Below are 14,853 nucleotides of genomic sequence, written 5' to 3'. Positions count from 1 at the left end.
TGAATTGAGTAGTTTTAATTATAATAATGTGTATGATGAACAAGTTATAAAAGATGTATTAAATAATTTAGAATTAGATCAATTAAATTTATTAGATAAATGAATGGCAACCCTTTTTAGGACTATTTTTTGGTAGACATTTGTTTTTGATAACTAATTGGAGTTAGGTAGTTTAGAGTACTGTGAATTCTTATGTTGTTATATCAATTGATGTAATCAAATAATTCTAATTTTAATTGGATTAATGATGTAAAATTTTTATCATTAATAAATTCAATTTTGAAAGTTTTAAAAGTTGCTTCAGCAACAGCATTGTCATAAGGACATCCTTTTTTGCTTAAAGATCGAGTTATGTTGAAAGCTAATAAAAGTTTATCAATAGTTTTATTATTGAATTCATTACCGCGATCAGTATGAAATATTTCAATATCTTTTAAACAGTGATTTGATTGCATAAATGCTTGATATACTAATGATGCATCTTTTTTAACTCCAACACTATGTCCAATAATTTCGCGGTTAAATAGGTCGATTAATAGGCAAATATAGTTTCATTTACCATTAACTTGAACATAAGTTAAATCACTAACAATAACTTCATTTTTAATTCTATTATTAAAGTTTCTATTAACAAGATTGGTTATTTGACTATCATTGACTTTATTATGATAATTTTTGAATGATAATTTAGTGTATTTTGATATTAAATTATGCTTATTCATAATTTCTTTAATTTTTCTGCGTGATAAATAAATTTCTTGGTTTGCTAGTATGACTTTTAATCTTCTAGTACCATAAACTTCTTTATTTTCTTTAAAAGCACTAATAACAGCTTGTTCATAAATATTATTTTGAATTTTATTTTTTTTCTTTAAATTAAAATAATATGTTGATTTAGAGAGTTTTAAAAAATGACACATTGTGCGAATTTTATATTTAGATTTATTATTTGCAATAATCTCTACTTTCTGCCTATTATTAGTGCTGCTTGCTTTAAAATATCAATTTCCATTCGTAACTGTTTTAATTCTTTATTTGCTTGAATTAATTGTTTTTCTAAATCTGAAAGATTATCTTTAGTTTTAAAACTACCTGAATTAGTAAATTGCTTAATTCAATTGTAAGTAGCTGCTCTTGTAACATTGTATTCTTTAACAAGGCAAGATACTGATTTGCCACTTTGATATAAAGCTACTATTTGTTTTTTAAATTCATCTGAATATGAGTTAATAGTGACCATAATTATAATTCCTTTCTTTTAACTAATTTGTTCACTTGTCTATGTAATTAGTGTCCAATAAAGTGTAACCCATCCATATTTTCAATTTGATTAGCAATTTCACTTAATATTTTTAATACTTTATATTCATTTTTTAATTCTTTACTAATAAATATTAAAAATATTATTAGTGTTATGCTTGTTATTAATATTGGTACTATTAATAAAATTTTTCATAATATCATTTTTTACTCTTTTCATTTTTTAAATCATTTAACATTTATTGAACAAAATGCACGATTTTTAGGAATATTTAAAGTGTTAAAAATTTGACCAGTTACAATAATTTCATCGTTTTTGTTTAATAAAATACAGCGTCTATAAAATTTTGGGTTGTTAAAAATTAAAGTAACATAGTTTAATCCATTTCATTGACCTCGAACACTATAATATAATTCTTTATTACCTTTTTCGTAATATTTTGTTTCAATAGTGTTACTCAGTTTTACTGTTAATTTGACATAATTGGCTTTCTCTTTCATTTTTATAATTCCTTAAATAATATTTAATATGCTTATATGCATCTTGTTCATGTTTTGTTAATTTTATATTTCCTTTATAATTTTCTATTTTGTTTTTATTTTTTGGTTCACTTTCTAAATAATCTCAATTCATAACATCTTCTGCTAATACTATTAAAGCACCAATAATTTTAGGAGTTGCTAATGGATTTGTTAATAATTGTTTTGAATTTAAAAAGAAATTTTCTACAATAACTAATATTTTTTTATTATCAAAATGTTTTTTAATTAATAAAAAGTATTCTTTAAATAGATTTTTGCTTTTTAAAACTGTTTTAGTTTTAAATGTTTCATTAAAAACAATATTATTAGTTTCATTTGAGTATATAATAATTCCATTACTACCAATACCAGCAGGGTCAATTCCAATAATTAAGTCATATTGCATTAATCAAATTAACCTCTAACAATTGTTTTAATAATTTCTAAATCACAATTACTTCAGCAATATTTACATTCTTCGATAAACTCTTTATGTCCACAAACTAAATTATTTTTTTGTAAACTATCAATTTGTTTGATTAATCCTACTTTATATTCAATAATCTTTTTTTCCATTATGTAAATCATCCCTTTTCAATTATTTTTGCTGTTTGTTTAAGGTATTTAGGTATTTTGTTATAACAACTGTCACATATTAAATAAGGTATTGGTCAATTTTTATATTTAATAGTTTTAGTAGAATTATTAATACATTCTTTTCAAACTTTATCCATACAAACTCTTAATTCACATTTTTTATTTTTATTATTCATAGTTTTTTTCTTTATAAATAAAATATCTTTTCATTATGAGTTGAAATATGTTTATAAGAAGTGACTATATAATTAATTGACAAATCATTATGGTTATATGGATTATTTAGTTTAAAACCTTTTCTGTTTTCTTCTCATGTAACATTATATTTAAAACAAGGATTAGTAATCTTTGTTTTACTATCAGTTATTTCACCAATAAATCAACTATTATGCTGTTCATAAAATGTTAATGGTTCAAGTTTTATATCATTAAGATAATATTCTTTGGGTGTTTCTTGTTTATTAACAGTTATTTTCTGTTCAGAAATATATGGTTCTAATAATTTTGTTAATTCATCACCATTTAATTCTCTTTTAATATTTTCAGAATTAAAAACCCAATATGTGTAATTATTATCAACAATAAAAGAATTATTTTTAATCATTCATTTTGGAAGTGATAATTTATATTCAACATAATCAATAAGAATAGATTGTGGTTTATCTTTAACAATTTGTTCTTTTTTAAATTCTATTTGCATAATAATCCTTTCCTAATATGTCCTATTGCTTCTAGCATAAAGGACATATATTTTGATTTTTAAATTATTAATAATACTATTATTAGTTTTATTCATTCCAGAAATTCTGGGCTCAAAAATAAATTGTGAAATTTTAAAAAACATTGAGGCATTCGATTCAATATTTATTTAATTTGTGTTAAACAAATTAATATTTTAATTGAACCGGCACCGCTCAATTTTTTTTACAAGTTTGAAATTTATTTTCTCGCCCAAAAAAATTTTTCAAAAAAAATAAAAAATAAAACCAACACTTGCTCACTGGGGAGTGGCAAGGTTGGTTAAATAAAGAATAGAATTAATATAGTAGGTTCCCTAGTAGGTCTATATATACTAGTTTCCAATTCGCTCCCACCCCAAGAATTACCATTAAATGGTTAGTATATTTTATTAGGTATCACTCCACTTTTTATTTATTCATGCAAGTCCACATGTTCTAGCTACTATTTTTAACAACTGTGTTGTAGTTCACTTTTTTAGTTCCCTAACACGTGTTGATAATAGCGTTAAAGACGGTTATTAAAAATTTTAAAATTTTACAATTACAAAAAAAGACAAGATTATTTCTTGTCTTTTTCCTTGTTAATAATTTTTATTTTATCTTATAAAATCTATATTTTTTAAAATACGTCGAATATAAATTTAAGGGTAAAAGAGAATTTAATTTGTCTATCATCATTTTTAAATGGTAATTTCGGAAATAAGTTACTAATATGATAATTAATTATTTCGTAACTTTGACAACCGCCCGATGAAAGAAGTTATGCTAGAACAGAAATTAAAAAAAAGTCAAATATTATATCAAAAAAATAAAGAAAAAAAACGAGAGTATGCTCAAAGACCAGAAGTAAAGGCGAGAAGAAGGGAATATGATCAAAGGTCTGAAGTGAAGGCAAGAAAGCGAGAATGTGAGAAAAAAAGATATCAACGCAATAAAGAAAAAATACAAGAATATAGAAAAATGTTATATAAACTTAATAAAGAAAAAAACGAGAGTATACTCAAAGACCTGAAGTCAAAGTAAGAAGAAAAAAATATGAGCAAAGACCTGAAATGAAAGAAAAAAAACGAGAATATGATCAAAGACCTGAAGTGAAAGCAAGGAGGAAAGAACATGAGGAAAAAAGATATCAACGTAATAAAGAAAAAATTAAAGAATATGCTCAAAGGCCCGAGGTGAAAGCAAGAAAGCAAAAATATGAACAAAAACCCGAAGTAAAAATAAGAAGGAAAGAATATAATCAAAGATCTGAAGTAAAAGCAAAAAAGAAAAAATATTTTCAAAGACCCGAAGTAAAAGCAAGAAGGAAAGAATATGAGAAAAAAAGATATCAACGTAATAAAGAAAAAATTAAAGAATATTTTCAAAAATCTGAAGTGAAGGCAAGAAAGCGAGAATATAATAAAAAATGATGTCATCAAAATAAAGAAAAAAAACGAGAGTATAACTCAAAGGCCTGAGATAAAGGCAAAAATGAAAGAATATAATAAAAAATGATATCAACGTCATAAAGAAAAAAAACAAAAACAAAAAGAATTGCAATCTGGTCGTGTTTCTACTTTAAAACAAAATTTTGATTTAAGCAGTTTTAATTGTGATGATATGTGTAGTGAACAAATAAAAAATATTGCATGAGATGTTTTAGAATTACAACTTTATTCAGAAACACAAGAAACAGAATTAGATAAGTTGTTAGAGGAAGCAGAATTTGAATATATGGTTAATGAAGAACAAAGTTCAGTAATGAGTAGTGAAAATTTGTCATCTAATTTAATTTTTGATGATGTGTATAGTGAAGAAATTGTAAAAGATATATCAAATAATTTAGAATTAGAACAATTAAATTTATTAGATAAAACTATTGAACAATTGTTAGTTAATGAAAAAATAGCAAAACAAAATGTTGAATGAAATAATAGTATTGTAGTTACAAGTAATTTAGATAATGATATTTATGATTATAATTTATCAACTAGACTTATTCCTTAATTAAATATTAATTTTAATTGTTAATTTTTACTTAAACTTAAAAAAATAAAATTTTATAGTTGAATTTTTGGGAAACACAAAGTACTTTTTTAATTACAAAACAAGTCTAGTGTAAAATAATTAGGTATAGGAATATTGGGGGTGTTTATTTTATGGCATTATTAGTGGCACATCGTGGATTTCGTTCTACAGAAGGTGAAAATCGAATCATTGATTTCCAAAATGCTTTGAAAATTTGCCAAGCAGTAGAGTTTGATATTCGATTAACAAAAGATAATAAAGTAATTATTTTTCATGATGATACATTTGAAAGAATTGCCAATAATAAAAGTGAGGTTAGTAGTTTATTATATGAAGAAATTATTAATTTGGAATTTTTTAAAAATAATAAAGAATGAATTCCACCATTATTTAATGATTTTATTGAAAAATTAAGTAAAAATTATCAAATGATTAATGTTGAAATTAAAGAAGAAATTAATCGTAAATATACTTCAAATCAATTAATGGTTATTTTTTCAGAAATTAAAAAATTAGAAAAAAAAAGTAAAGCCGAAATTATTGTTTCTTCATTTAATCACCAGTTATTAAACGAAATTGTTAAAAGAATTAAATATCCTATGAAAAAAGGTTATTTATTTGAAAATAAAAATGATTTTAGTGAGAGGTATATTAAAAACTTTGATTATTTGCATCCTTCAATTTCCGTAGTTTTAGATTTTGAAATGATTAGTAAGTTAAAAAAATTAAAAAAACCGTTAAATATATGAACATTTAAGAGTGATGAAGAAGCCGTGAAGATAAATGAAATATATGGTAATCAAGTAACTGGCTATATTAGTGATAATCCTAAATTATTATGAAAGCAGAAAAATAAATAATGAAGATATTTTTAAGTAAATGTTGAAAAAGTTTTACACATGACTTGGATAGTAAAACTATTTTGATTATTAGCATTTTAGCTTTATCTGATTTATTTGTTTTTAGTGGAGTGCTTTATTTACGATATATTATTCCCAACTTTAATCAGTATATTAATTTAAATCAAGATGAGTTTGATTTTGTTGTTGCTATTTATGGTTTTGTTGCTCTTATTTCTAGAATTCCAGGTGGTTGACTTACTGATCGTTTTAGTGCAAAAAAAATAATGATAGTATCACTTATAATAACTGGATTATGTGGTTTATGATGAACGTTAATAATTCAACTTAATATGGATAAAAATATACGAATGATTCAATTGTATATTATTTATACAATATGGGGTATTTCGATTGCGGGACTTTTTTGAGCACCACTTTGAAAATTAGTATCACAGAATGTAACAAAAGAACAACAAGGTGTTGCTTATGGTCTTGAAGGCACAGTTTTGGAATTATTTGGTTTAATTTTTATTGCTGGAATTGCAACAGGAATAACAATTTTAACTAAAAATTTACAAAATCAATATGGTCAAAATGATTTTATTACAAAAATACCATTTTTAGTTTTTGCTTATTTTATTTGTGGTATGGTATTTATAATGGCATTATTAGTTTGAATATTTATTCCTAATAAAAAACGTGAAGAAACAGAAATTATTTGAAAAGAAAAAATAATTTCACTATTTCAACCAATGAAATTTTTGCGAGTTTGACTTTGTGGTATTTTTGTTTTTGGGATGTACATGTTCCAGTCTACTTTTGCATATTATATGAAGGACGCTTTAACAGAAGTTGGTGTTACTGTTGGTGTAGTAACTATTCTTGGTCGAATTCGGTCATATGGTTTAAGATTTTTAGTTGCTAGTCCAATTGGTCGTTGAGCTGATAAGTGAAAGTCTTACGTTTTGGGTTTAATATTTTTATTATTAGTTGGAATGATTGCATGTTCTTTATATGTAGTTATCCCTGGTTGAGGTAATGCTTGATTTTTACAGTCATCAAAAGCAGTTCAAGTTTTATTTCAAGTTATAATGTGTTTACTTTTTATGTTTATTGGCTGTGTAGGTTGAGCATTATTGACGTTAAGATTTGTTCAAGTTGGAGAATTACCAATGGAAAAGAACAGTTATGCTAGTACAATATCATTAATTTCTTGAATTGCTTTTACTCCAGATGCTTGATTTAATTATGTTGCTTCAGCCATTGGAAAATTGCCAAATAATTCTTATGTGGTTGATGGTCATCGAAATTATTCATTGCAGGGAATTCAAATTTTATTAATTATTGCTATCGTTTGTGTTTTAGTTGGTTTAATTGCCGGAATAATTATTTATATTTTAAATAAACGAGAGTTAAAGAAATTAAATAAAACTTCATTTCGTTTTCGTGAGTTAGGAAACGTTTAATTATTTAATTTAATTAAATGATAATGTTTTATAAAACTTGAAAATAAGTATATTAAAGATTCGCTTATAAAAGAGAAACATATCATTATTTATATTTTCCCCTTTTTCGTTTATAATAATTTCATGAATTAATTTAGTTTGGAGGAAATATGAATATAATTCAATTAAAAAATTTAACTAAAGAATATTCTCCAAATATTGGTTGTTTTGATATTAATTTTTCAATCAACAAAGGTGAAGTTTATGGTTTTATTGGTCCTAATGGTGCTGGAAAAACTACTGTTATTAGACAAATGATAGGTTTTATTAAATCTGATACTGGCTTTGCAAAGATTTTAGATTATGATTGTTGAAAAGAATCGGCAAAAATTATGGAATCTCTTGGCTATTTAGCTGGTGAAGTAACATTGCCTGATTATATGTCAGGAATTTCTTATTTAAAGACAGTAGCTACTATTAGAAAAAATATTTCTTGGGCATATGTTGAAAAATTAATTAATTATTTTGAACTTGATGCAAAAAGAAAAATTAAAAAAATGTCTAAGGGTATGAAACAAAAAGTAGCGATTATCTCAGCTTTTATGCATAAACCAAAAGTTTTAGTTTTAGATGAACCAACTTCAGGTTTAGATCCTTTAATGCAAGAAAGGTTAATTGGGAGCGTGTCGAAGATGTCGATAACTAAAAAGTTTTAAAAATAGCTCCTTTCTTTTTTAAATCCTTAAATTAAAAATAAATGACAAAAGATGAGAATAAAAATCTTGTCTTTTTTTTGTAATTGTAAAATTTTAAAATTTTTAATAAACCTCTTTAACGCTATTATCAACACGTGTTAGGGAACTAAAAAAGTGAACTACAACACAGTTGTTAAAAATAGTAGCTAGCATGTGGACTTGCATGAATAAATAAAAAGTGGAGTGATACCTAATAAAATATACTAACCATTAATGGTAATTCTTGGGGTGGGAGCGAATTGGAAACTAGTATATATAGACCTGTTGTAGGGACCTATTGTATTAATTCTATTCTTTATTTAACCAACCTTGCCACTCCCCAGTGAGCAAGTGTTGGTTTTATTTTTTATTTTTTTTGAAAAATTTTTTTGGGCGAGAAAATAAATTTCAAACTTGTAAAAAAAATTGAGCGGTGCCGGTTCAATTAAAATATTAATTTATTAAACATAAATTAAATAAATATTGAATCGAATGCCTCGATTTATTTTTAAAATTTCATAATTTATTTTTGAGCCCAGTTTTCATGGAATGAAAAAAACGAATAGTGTGATTATTAATAATTAAAAAATCAAAATATATGTTCTTTATGCTAGAAGCAACAGAACATATTAGGAAAGGATTATTATGCAAATAGAATTTAAAAAAGAACAAATTGTAAAAGATAAACCACAATCTATTCTTATTGATTATGGTGAATATAAATTACAATGTCCAAAATGAATGGTTAAAAATAATAGTTTTATTGCTGATGATAAATATACATATTGAGTTTTTAATTTAGAAAATATTAAAAGAGAATTAAGTGGTAATGAATTAATAAAATTATTAGAACCCTATATTAAAGACCAAAAAATAACTGTTAATCAACCAATTACTCCAAAAGAATATTATCTTAATGATATCAAACTTGAACCATTAACATTTTATGAACAGCATAATAGTTGATTTATTGGTGAAATAACAGATAACAAAACTAAAATTACTAATCCTTGTTTTAAATATAACATTACGTGAGAAGAGAACAGAAAAGATTTTAAAATAAATAATCCATATAAACATGATGATTTACCAATTAATTATATAGTTACTTCCTATAAAGAAAAATCAACTCATAATGAAAAAGTATTTTTGTTGAACATGTAAACAAAATAAATTAGATTATTTATTCTTTAATACTAAGGATATAAAAAACAAGAAAATATTTTTAAGAGATAAAAATAATAAAGCAATTTGTTATGACTGTATTTTAAATATTAGGTTAAGTAGGAGGTATAAATATGAATAAAGAAAAAATAATTAATTATCTTGAAAATGAATTTATGGAATTACTTAAAGATGATATTAGTAGTGAAATTAAAATTAATATTAGTAATTGAAAACTTAAATTAATAATGAAATTACAAGAAAAAATTAAAAATGGTGAATTTGATTAATTATGCAATATGACTTAATTATTGGAATTGACCCCGCTGGAATTGGCAACAATGGAATTGTTATTTATTCAAATGAAACTAATAATATTATTTTTAATGAAACGTTTAATACATTAACTGTTTTATGAACTAAAAATATGTATAAAGAAAAATTTCAATTAATTAAAGAAAAATTTATTAATAAAAAAATATTAGTTATTGTAGAAAATTTCTTTTTAAGTTCAAAACAATTATTAACTAATCCATTAGCAACTCCTAAAATTATTGGTGCATTAATGGTATTAGTACAAGATGTTTTCAACTGAGATTATTTCGAAAATCACCCAAAAAATAAAAATAAAATAACAGAATATAAAGGAAATATAAAATTAACAAAACATGAACAAGATGCTTATAAGCATATTCAATATTATTTAAAAAATCATAAAAAAATATTAATTTTTGATAATTATTTAAGGAAATTATAAAGATGAAAGAGAAAGTAAATTATGTCAAATTAACAGTAAAACTAAGTAACACTATTGAAGCAAAATATTATGAAAAAGGTAATAAAGAATTATATTATAGTGTTCGAGGTCAGTGAAATGGATTAAACTATGTTACTTTAATTTTTAACAACCCAAAATTTTATAGACGCTGTATTTTATTAAACAAAAATGATGAAATTATAGTAACTGGTCAAATCTTTAATACTTTAAACATTCCTAAAAATCGTGCATTTTGTTCAATTAATGTTAAATGATTTAAAAAATGAAAAGAGTAAAAAAATGATATTATGAAAAATTTTATTAATAGTACCAATATTAATAACAAGCATAACACTAATAATATTTTTAATATTTATTATTAAAGAATTAAAAAATGAATATAAAGTATTAAAAATATTAAATGAAATTGCTAATCAAATTAAAAATAAGGAGAAATAATTAATGATAATATTACCTACTTTGTTTGAAAATAAAGATGAAATTGAAATATTATCACCATTTCCAAAAGCAATTCATACAAGTAATGATATTAGAGCAATTATTTTAAGACAATATCCAAATGTTAAATCAAAACACATAATTGTTTCTGAACCAGAAAGTAATGTTGCATTAATAGTTGGTGATAATGATGTTTATCAAGGTTGAATTAAAGTAACAATTAAAAAATTAGAAAATTAAAGGAGATTAAAATGCCAAGTATAGAAAATACACAATCAAATTATACTTTAACTAAATTAATTAGAACTGGTATAAGTCCAATTTGTGCAATGATTGGTACAAGTGCTTATTATGGTCAAGTGATTGTAAATCCAGTATTAGGTTCAATTAATAGTTTATTATTTGGTAAAAAATTAGGTTTAGATATTTGAAATTTAAATCAAAGACCAAATACTAAAACTAAATTAATTAATAGTTCTAAAAAAATATTATTAGGTTTAGGAACAATTGGATTAGCAAATTATAGTAAATGAACAAAGAATAATATTACTCCAATTATTCCACCAACACCAATGCCAATAATTACTACAACTACAACTGAGGGTCCTCCATGATTACTATTAAATAAACAAGAAAATCAGTCATTAATGGATTGAGATACATATATTAGTTTAAATGCTTATGGTATATCAAATCTTATTAGTGGATTAACTGAGTTAATACCTAATAAATTTGAAACAATAAGAAAGATTTGTAATATGGCTACTGGTGGATGTTTAATATCAAGTGGTGTTGCAATGGGTATAAATAATGATTTTAATAATGCTTATGCTATACCTACAATAGTTGCTGGTGCAAATGAAATTATCCATAATTTACTACCTATGGAAACTACAAATCATATTGAAGAAATGCAAGAAACACCATTTAATGATGAAACATCAAGATTAGTAAATGATAATAGATTTACTATTAATAGTGAAACAACTAGTCAATATGGTAGTGATAATATGAGCGAAGTACCATTAAATCATGATAATGCTTCACTAAATTGAGATTATAATCACATGAGTTTATAAAGGAGGTGAATAATTTATGAATAAAGAAAAATTACTTGAATATTATAATAATGAAATTCAGACATATAAAGAGAGAATGGAACAATTAAATAAAGAAATTGCCTTATTAGTAAGCATTATAAGTAATTCAAAATCGATGATTGAAAGAATTAATGGTGGTCAATTTGATGAATAATTAAAAAATAAATAATTGAAAGGAAAATATTGAAATGAAAGAATTTTTACATGAATTAATAATTATTGGAACAAGTGTTGGAACATTAATTTGCAGAGAAATTATTGTTTTATTAAAAAGATTTATCACAACTCCAAAACATGTTAGAGCAAATAACAAAATTATAAAACATCAAAAAAAATTAGCAAAATTAAATGAAAAGATTAATAAAGGAGAAAAATAATATGACAAAAATTGAATTTAATGAAAAATATAGAAAACAAGATATTAGTATTGATAGAGATTTTGATTTACATATTGATAATTGTTTTAAATTTTCTGATATTGATACATTAGAAAATGCAGTTAATGATTATAAAAAATTAATAAGTGAAATGCCACAATTAGTTAAAGATTGATTATTGGGATAAGATTAGGAGAATGTTAAATGTTAGAAAATGAAGATAATGTTCAACAAACAACTGAACCTTTAACTGAAAATAATGCTCAACAAGAAATAGAAAATAAAGTTAATGAAGCAGAAAATAAGTTAAATAAACTTAATCAAGAAATTAAAGAAAAAGAAATAATTAATATATTTAAAAAATATCAAGTTAAAACTGAATTTTATGATTTTTTAAAATTTAAAACTAATAATTTAGAAAATTCAAAAATTGAAGAAACTATTAAAAAAATTATTAAAGAACAACCAGTATTTAAAGAAATAATTAATACAGGTGGTAAACAACAAACAATAATAACAAATCAACAAAATTCAATAAAAAGTACATTATTGGATTATAAAAAAAATAATAATTTATAACAGAAAGGAAATCAAAAAATGGCAATACAATTCAATAAAAATTTAGATAATACCGAAAAATTAGTAGAAGCACCAGAGTTTATAGAATTTTATAAACAATCAAATTCACCATGATCAAGTTTTTTTCCTATCGAAATGGTTAATTCAACAAAAATTGAATTTATAGTTAAAAAACCAAAAAATTCAGAAATTAAAGTATTAAAATGAAATGATAAAAGCAAAGGATTAGATGTTAGTTATGCTGAAACTGTTAAAATTTTAAAAGAAATTAAAGAAGAAGCGGTTGCGGGTGAAATAATTGCTAATGTTGATTTAAATGCTGAAAATGGACAAAATTTATTAAATACAATGCAATATGAAGTTGCTAATGACTTAGCAGATTATTTAGCAAATAATGATACAAATGTAATTGCAAAATATGCAACTAAAATAGACATTACTGATAAAACACCATTAGGATATTTAAAATCAATGTTAGATGCTTGAAATACTTTATTTCAACTAAGAAATAGTAATAATTGTCGTTTTTTTATTACTAATAATCTTTATGATACTATTGTTTATTTAGCCAATAATAAAGGTCTAATTACTGATAATCAAATTGCTCAACAATTAAGATTAAATGGAAATAATTTATACATCAAAGGTGTACTATGTCAAATTGTAATGGATGATTATATGACATTTACTGATAATAATGAAACTAAAATTATGTCTTTTGTTTTAGCAACACCAAGAGCAATGAAAAGATATATGTTACAAAATACAGTTGTATATGTTCAAGATATTGCTGATGGTAAAGTTGGAAGAAGATATTTAGTTGGTGGAGAAGTAACTGGTGAATCAATACCCTATATAACAGATGAAGAAACAACTTCACGCTGAATGTTATGTGCAATTGTTAATAATGATAAAAATGATTTAAAAACTAAAATTACAAGTTTAACAACTGATATTACTGCAAATGTTAATAACAATAATAGTGAATTAAATACACAAATAAAAAGTACTAATGAACTTAAATCATTAAATCCTAATTTAACAAATCCAACTATTAAATATTTTAGTGATGCACAAGGAAAAACTAATGTAAGTAATCAAAAACAAAAAGCAGGTGACTTATATATAACCATTACTGCTAATGTTAATGACTTAAATTATAAAGGAACAACAAATCCAATTAAAATAACTCTTAAATAAAGGAAATTAATATTATGCCAATCGGTACAACTAGTACAGCAATACTTTTAAACATAAATAAACCAAAACATACTAGAACAAGTAACCAACAAGAAAACAAAAGTTTTTGATGAGAAATTTTAGAAATGATTGGTGTACAAGTTATAGCAGTAGCACTTGCTCCTTTTACTGGTGGATTAAGTGAAAGTGTAGCCCTTGGATTAGGTGCAAGTGATTTAATTGCTAGTATTAGTGCTGTTGGTGTAGAATTTTTAACTGATTTTACTATTAATCAAGTTTATGATTATTTAAAAGGAAATGTAACACCATTAAATACTTTTTTTAATATATTACCAGCATTTGCTGGACTTAATAAAATTAGTCGTGGTTATCGTACAAGTAAATTTATTAAACTAGCACAAAAAACTAAAACATTAGAACAAGTGGGAATTAAAGAAGCAAAAAATTTACAAGAAATTATTAGTCAAGTAAGTGGAAAAGAAATTTTAACAGATAAAATTATTGGTAATAAACGTTATTTAATGAATTATAGTTTTACTCCTAATCGTGAAACAGTATTACGAGATTTAGGTTATGTTGCTGAAAGACAATATAAAAATAATTTTCAAAAACTAGAAACAGAAAAATTAATGGAACACTTATTATTACAAAATACATTAATAAAACTAAGTCCACAATTAACTCCTAAATTTAAAATTAAAGATATTGAAAAAGCAAATAACTTTTTAAAAAAATTTAATACTGATTTAAAAGAAGTATTAAAAATGAATCAACATGATTGATTAAATTTAGTTCATACAATACATACAGAAAATAGATATGGAAAAACTTTAATTTTAGATTTACAAAAAATTCGTGCTAATGCTATTAAATTTAATTTTAAAAATAATATTATTCATCAACTTGTTTTAAAAGCAAATCAAACTTTTAAATATTTTGATATTAGATTTTATTTAAAAAAAGGTTTAAATAAATTTTGAAAAGATACACCATATTTTGAAAAAATAAGAGAAAGTATATATAAATTACAAGAAAAATTTGAAAAGTTAGAAAAACAAGCATTTGAA

26 protein-coding genes are annotated in these 14,853 nt (G+C 23.3%); 20 read left to right on the top strand and 6 right to left on the bottom strand.

Going from position 1 to position 14,853, the window contains the following annotated elements:
• Nucleotides 1-4 precede the first annotated feature (4 nt).
• The gene (locus tag AAHM95_RS00500; RefSeq protein WP_342273802.1) at nucleotides 5-136 is read left to right on the top strand and encodes a hypothetical protein; all 132 of its coding nucleotides are present in this window, start codon (nucleotides 5-7) and stop codon (nucleotides 134-136) included.
• Here the strand turns inward: AAHM95_RS00500 and AAHM95_RS00495 are convergent.
• The 6 genes from AAHM95_RS00495 to AAHM95_RS00470 form a co-directional block, all read right to left on the bottom strand.
• A protein-coding gene (locus AAHM95_RS00495) for an IS3 family transposase (protein ID WP_338975281.1) occupies nucleotides 123-1,240 on the bottom strand; the annotation gives its coding sequence in 2 pieces (ribosomal slippage) (nucleotides 123-970 and nucleotides 970-1,240; 1,119 coding nt in all). The genes AAHM95_RS00500 and AAHM95_RS00495 overlap by 14 nt on opposite strands.
• A 47-nt stretch (nucleotides 1,241-1,287) precedes the next feature.
• The gene (locus AAHM95_RS00490) at nucleotides 1,288-1,464 is read right to left on the bottom strand and encodes a hypothetical protein (RefSeq protein WP_342273801.1); all 177 of its coding nucleotides are present in this window, start codon (nucleotides 1,462-1,464) and stop codon (nucleotides 1,288-1,290) included.
• Between the two features lie 3 nt (nucleotides 1,465-1,467).
• On the bottom strand, nucleotides 1,468-1,761 hold the full coding sequence (locus AAHM95_RS00485) for a hypothetical protein (RefSeq protein WP_338975222.1): 294 nt from the start codon (nucleotides 1,759-1,761) through the stop codon (nucleotides 1,468-1,470).
• A complete protein-coding gene (locus AAHM95_RS00480; protein WP_338975223.1) occupies nucleotides 1,715-2,188 on the bottom strand; it encodes a hypothetical protein in 474 nt (157 codons plus the stop codon). The genes AAHM95_RS00485 and AAHM95_RS00480 overlap by 47 nt, the downstream gene beginning before the upstream one ends.
• Before the next feature lie 8 nt (nucleotides 2,189-2,196).
• Nucleotides 2,197-2,358, bottom strand: coding sequence for a hypothetical protein (locus tag AAHM95_RS00475; RefSeq protein ID WP_338975224.1), 162 nt, complete (start codon nucleotides 2,356-2,358; stop codon nucleotides 2,197-2,199).
• A 208-nt stretch (nucleotides 2,359-2,566) separates the two neighbouring features.
• A complete protein-coding gene (locus AAHM95_RS00470; RefSeq protein WP_342273800.1) occupies nucleotides 2,567-3,079 on the bottom strand; it encodes a hypothetical protein in 513 nt (170 codons plus the stop codon).
• 790 nt (nucleotides 3,080-3,869) lie between these two features.
• Between AAHM95_RS00470 and AAHM95_RS00465 the strand changes: the two genes are divergently transcribed.
• The 19 genes from AAHM95_RS00465 to AAHM95_RS00375 form a co-directional block, all read left to right on the top strand.
• Complete coding sequence (locus tag AAHM95_RS00465) at nucleotides 3,870-4,142, top strand: hypothetical protein (protein ID WP_342273799.1); 273 nt, start codon at nucleotides 3,870-3,872, stop codon at nucleotides 4,140-4,142.
• A gap of 29 nt (nucleotides 4,143-4,171) precedes the next feature.
• Nucleotides 4,172-4,606, top strand: a complete 435-nt coding sequence (locus AAHM95_RS00460) for a hypothetical protein (protein WP_342273798.1) — start codon at nucleotides 4,172-4,174, stop codon at nucleotides 4,604-4,606.
• A complete protein-coding gene (locus AAHM95_RS00455; protein ID WP_342273797.1) occupies nucleotides 4,593-5,108 on the top strand; it encodes a hypothetical protein in 516 nt (171 codons plus the stop codon). The genes AAHM95_RS00460 and AAHM95_RS00455 overlap by 14 nt, the downstream gene beginning before the upstream one ends.
• Nucleotides 5,109-5,260: 152 nt before the next feature.
• Nucleotides 5,261-5,989: a glycerophosphodiester phosphodiesterase family protein gene (locus AAHM95_RS00450; protein WP_281748966.1), complete on the top strand. Its 729-nt coding sequence runs from the start codon at nucleotides 5,261-5,263 to the stop codon at nucleotides 5,987-5,989.
• A complete protein-coding gene (locus AAHM95_RS00445; RefSeq protein WP_342273796.1) occupies nucleotides 5,989-7,437 on the top strand; it encodes an MFS transporter in 1,449 nt (482 codons plus the stop codon). The genes AAHM95_RS00450 and AAHM95_RS00445 overlap by 1 nt, the downstream gene beginning before the upstream one ends.
• A gap of 149 nt (nucleotides 7,438-7,586) precedes the next feature.
• The gene (locus AAHM95_RS00440; RefSeq protein ID WP_342273795.1) at nucleotides 7,587-8,132 is read left to right on the top strand and encodes an ABC transporter ATP-binding protein; all 546 of its coding nucleotides are present in this window, start codon (nucleotides 7,587-7,589) and stop codon (nucleotides 8,130-8,132) included.
• Between the two features lie 663 nt (nucleotides 8,133-8,795).
• Nucleotides 8,796-9,314: a hypothetical protein gene (locus AAHM95_RS00435; RefSeq protein ID WP_342273781.1), complete on the top strand. Its 519-nt coding sequence runs from the start codon at nucleotides 8,796-8,798 to the stop codon at nucleotides 9,312-9,314.
• A 134-nt stretch (nucleotides 9,315-9,448) separates the two neighbouring features.
• Complete coding sequence (locus AAHM95_RS00430) at nucleotides 9,449-9,604, top strand: hypothetical protein (protein ID WP_342273782.1); 156 nt, start codon at nucleotides 9,449-9,451, stop codon at nucleotides 9,602-9,604.
• 2 nt (nucleotides 9,605-9,606) lie between these two features.
• A complete protein-coding gene (locus AAHM95_RS00425; protein ID WP_342273783.1) occupies nucleotides 9,607-10,071 on the top strand; it encodes a hypothetical protein in 465 nt (154 codons plus the stop codon).
• Nucleotides 10,072-10,073: 2 nt separating this feature from the next.
• Nucleotides 10,074-10,367: a hypothetical protein gene (locus AAHM95_RS00420; RefSeq protein ID WP_342273784.1), complete on the top strand. Its 294-nt coding sequence runs from the start codon at nucleotides 10,074-10,076 to the stop codon at nucleotides 10,365-10,367.
• Between the two features lie 4 nt (nucleotides 10,368-10,371).
• Nucleotides 10,372-10,530 (top strand): hypothetical protein, encoded by a 159-nt coding sequence (locus tag AAHM95_RS00415; RefSeq protein ID WP_342273785.1) that lies wholly within the window; start codon nucleotides 10,372-10,374, stop codon nucleotides 10,528-10,530.
• Nucleotides 10,531-10,533: 3 nt separating this feature from the next.
• Nucleotides 10,534-10,770, top strand: coding sequence for a hypothetical protein (locus AAHM95_RS00410; protein WP_339041654.1), 237 nt, complete (start codon nucleotides 10,534-10,536; stop codon nucleotides 10,768-10,770).
• Nucleotides 10,771-10,781: 11 nt separating this feature from the next.
• On the top strand, nucleotides 10,782-11,609 hold the full coding sequence (locus tag AAHM95_RS00405; protein WP_342273794.1) for a hypothetical protein: 828 nt from the start codon (nucleotides 10,782-10,784) through the stop codon (nucleotides 11,607-11,609).
• Nucleotides 11,610-11,625: 16 nt separating this feature from the next.
• Nucleotides 11,626-11,784 carry a hypothetical protein gene (locus AAHM95_RS00400; protein ID WP_281747961.1) on the top strand — a complete coding sequence of 53 codons (159 nt, stop codon included), beginning with the start codon at nucleotides 11,626-11,628 and terminating at the stop codon, nucleotides 11,782-11,784.
• Between the two features lie 34 nt (nucleotides 11,785-11,818).
• Nucleotides 11,819-12,007, top strand: a complete 189-nt coding sequence (locus AAHM95_RS00395) for a hypothetical protein (RefSeq protein WP_174481134.1) — start codon at nucleotides 11,819-11,821, stop codon at nucleotides 12,005-12,007.
• Nucleotide 12,008: 1 nt separating this feature from the next.
• On the top strand, nucleotides 12,009-12,194 hold the full coding sequence (locus AAHM95_RS00390; RefSeq protein WP_281748210.1) for a hypothetical protein: 186 nt from the start codon (nucleotides 12,009-12,011) through the stop codon (nucleotides 12,192-12,194).
• A 17-nt stretch (nucleotides 12,195-12,211) separates the two neighbouring features.
• Entirely contained in the window at nucleotides 12,212-12,586 is a 375-nt protein-coding gene (locus AAHM95_RS00385; RefSeq protein ID WP_338961095.1) for a hypothetical protein, read from the top strand.
• 18 nt (nucleotides 12,587-12,604) lie between these two features.
• A complete protein-coding gene (locus tag AAHM95_RS00380; RefSeq protein WP_342273787.1) occupies nucleotides 12,605-13,786 on the top strand; it encodes a hypothetical protein in 1,182 nt (393 codons plus the stop codon).
• A 14-nt stretch (nucleotides 13,787-13,800) separates the two neighbouring features.
• On the top strand, nucleotides 13,801-14,853 hold a 1,053-nt coding region (locus tag AAHM95_RS00375), incomplete at its 3' end, for a hypothetical protein (RefSeq protein ID WP_342273793.1).

It is taken from the genome of Spiroplasma endosymbiont of Phycita roborella, from assembly GCF_964031195.1.
GTDB classification, from domain to species: domain Bacteria; phylum Bacillota_I; class Bacilli_A; order Mycoplasmatales; family VBWQ01; genus Spiroplasma_E; species Spiroplasma_E ixodetis_A.
This window is presented reverse-complemented; position numbering and strand designations above follow the sequence as displayed.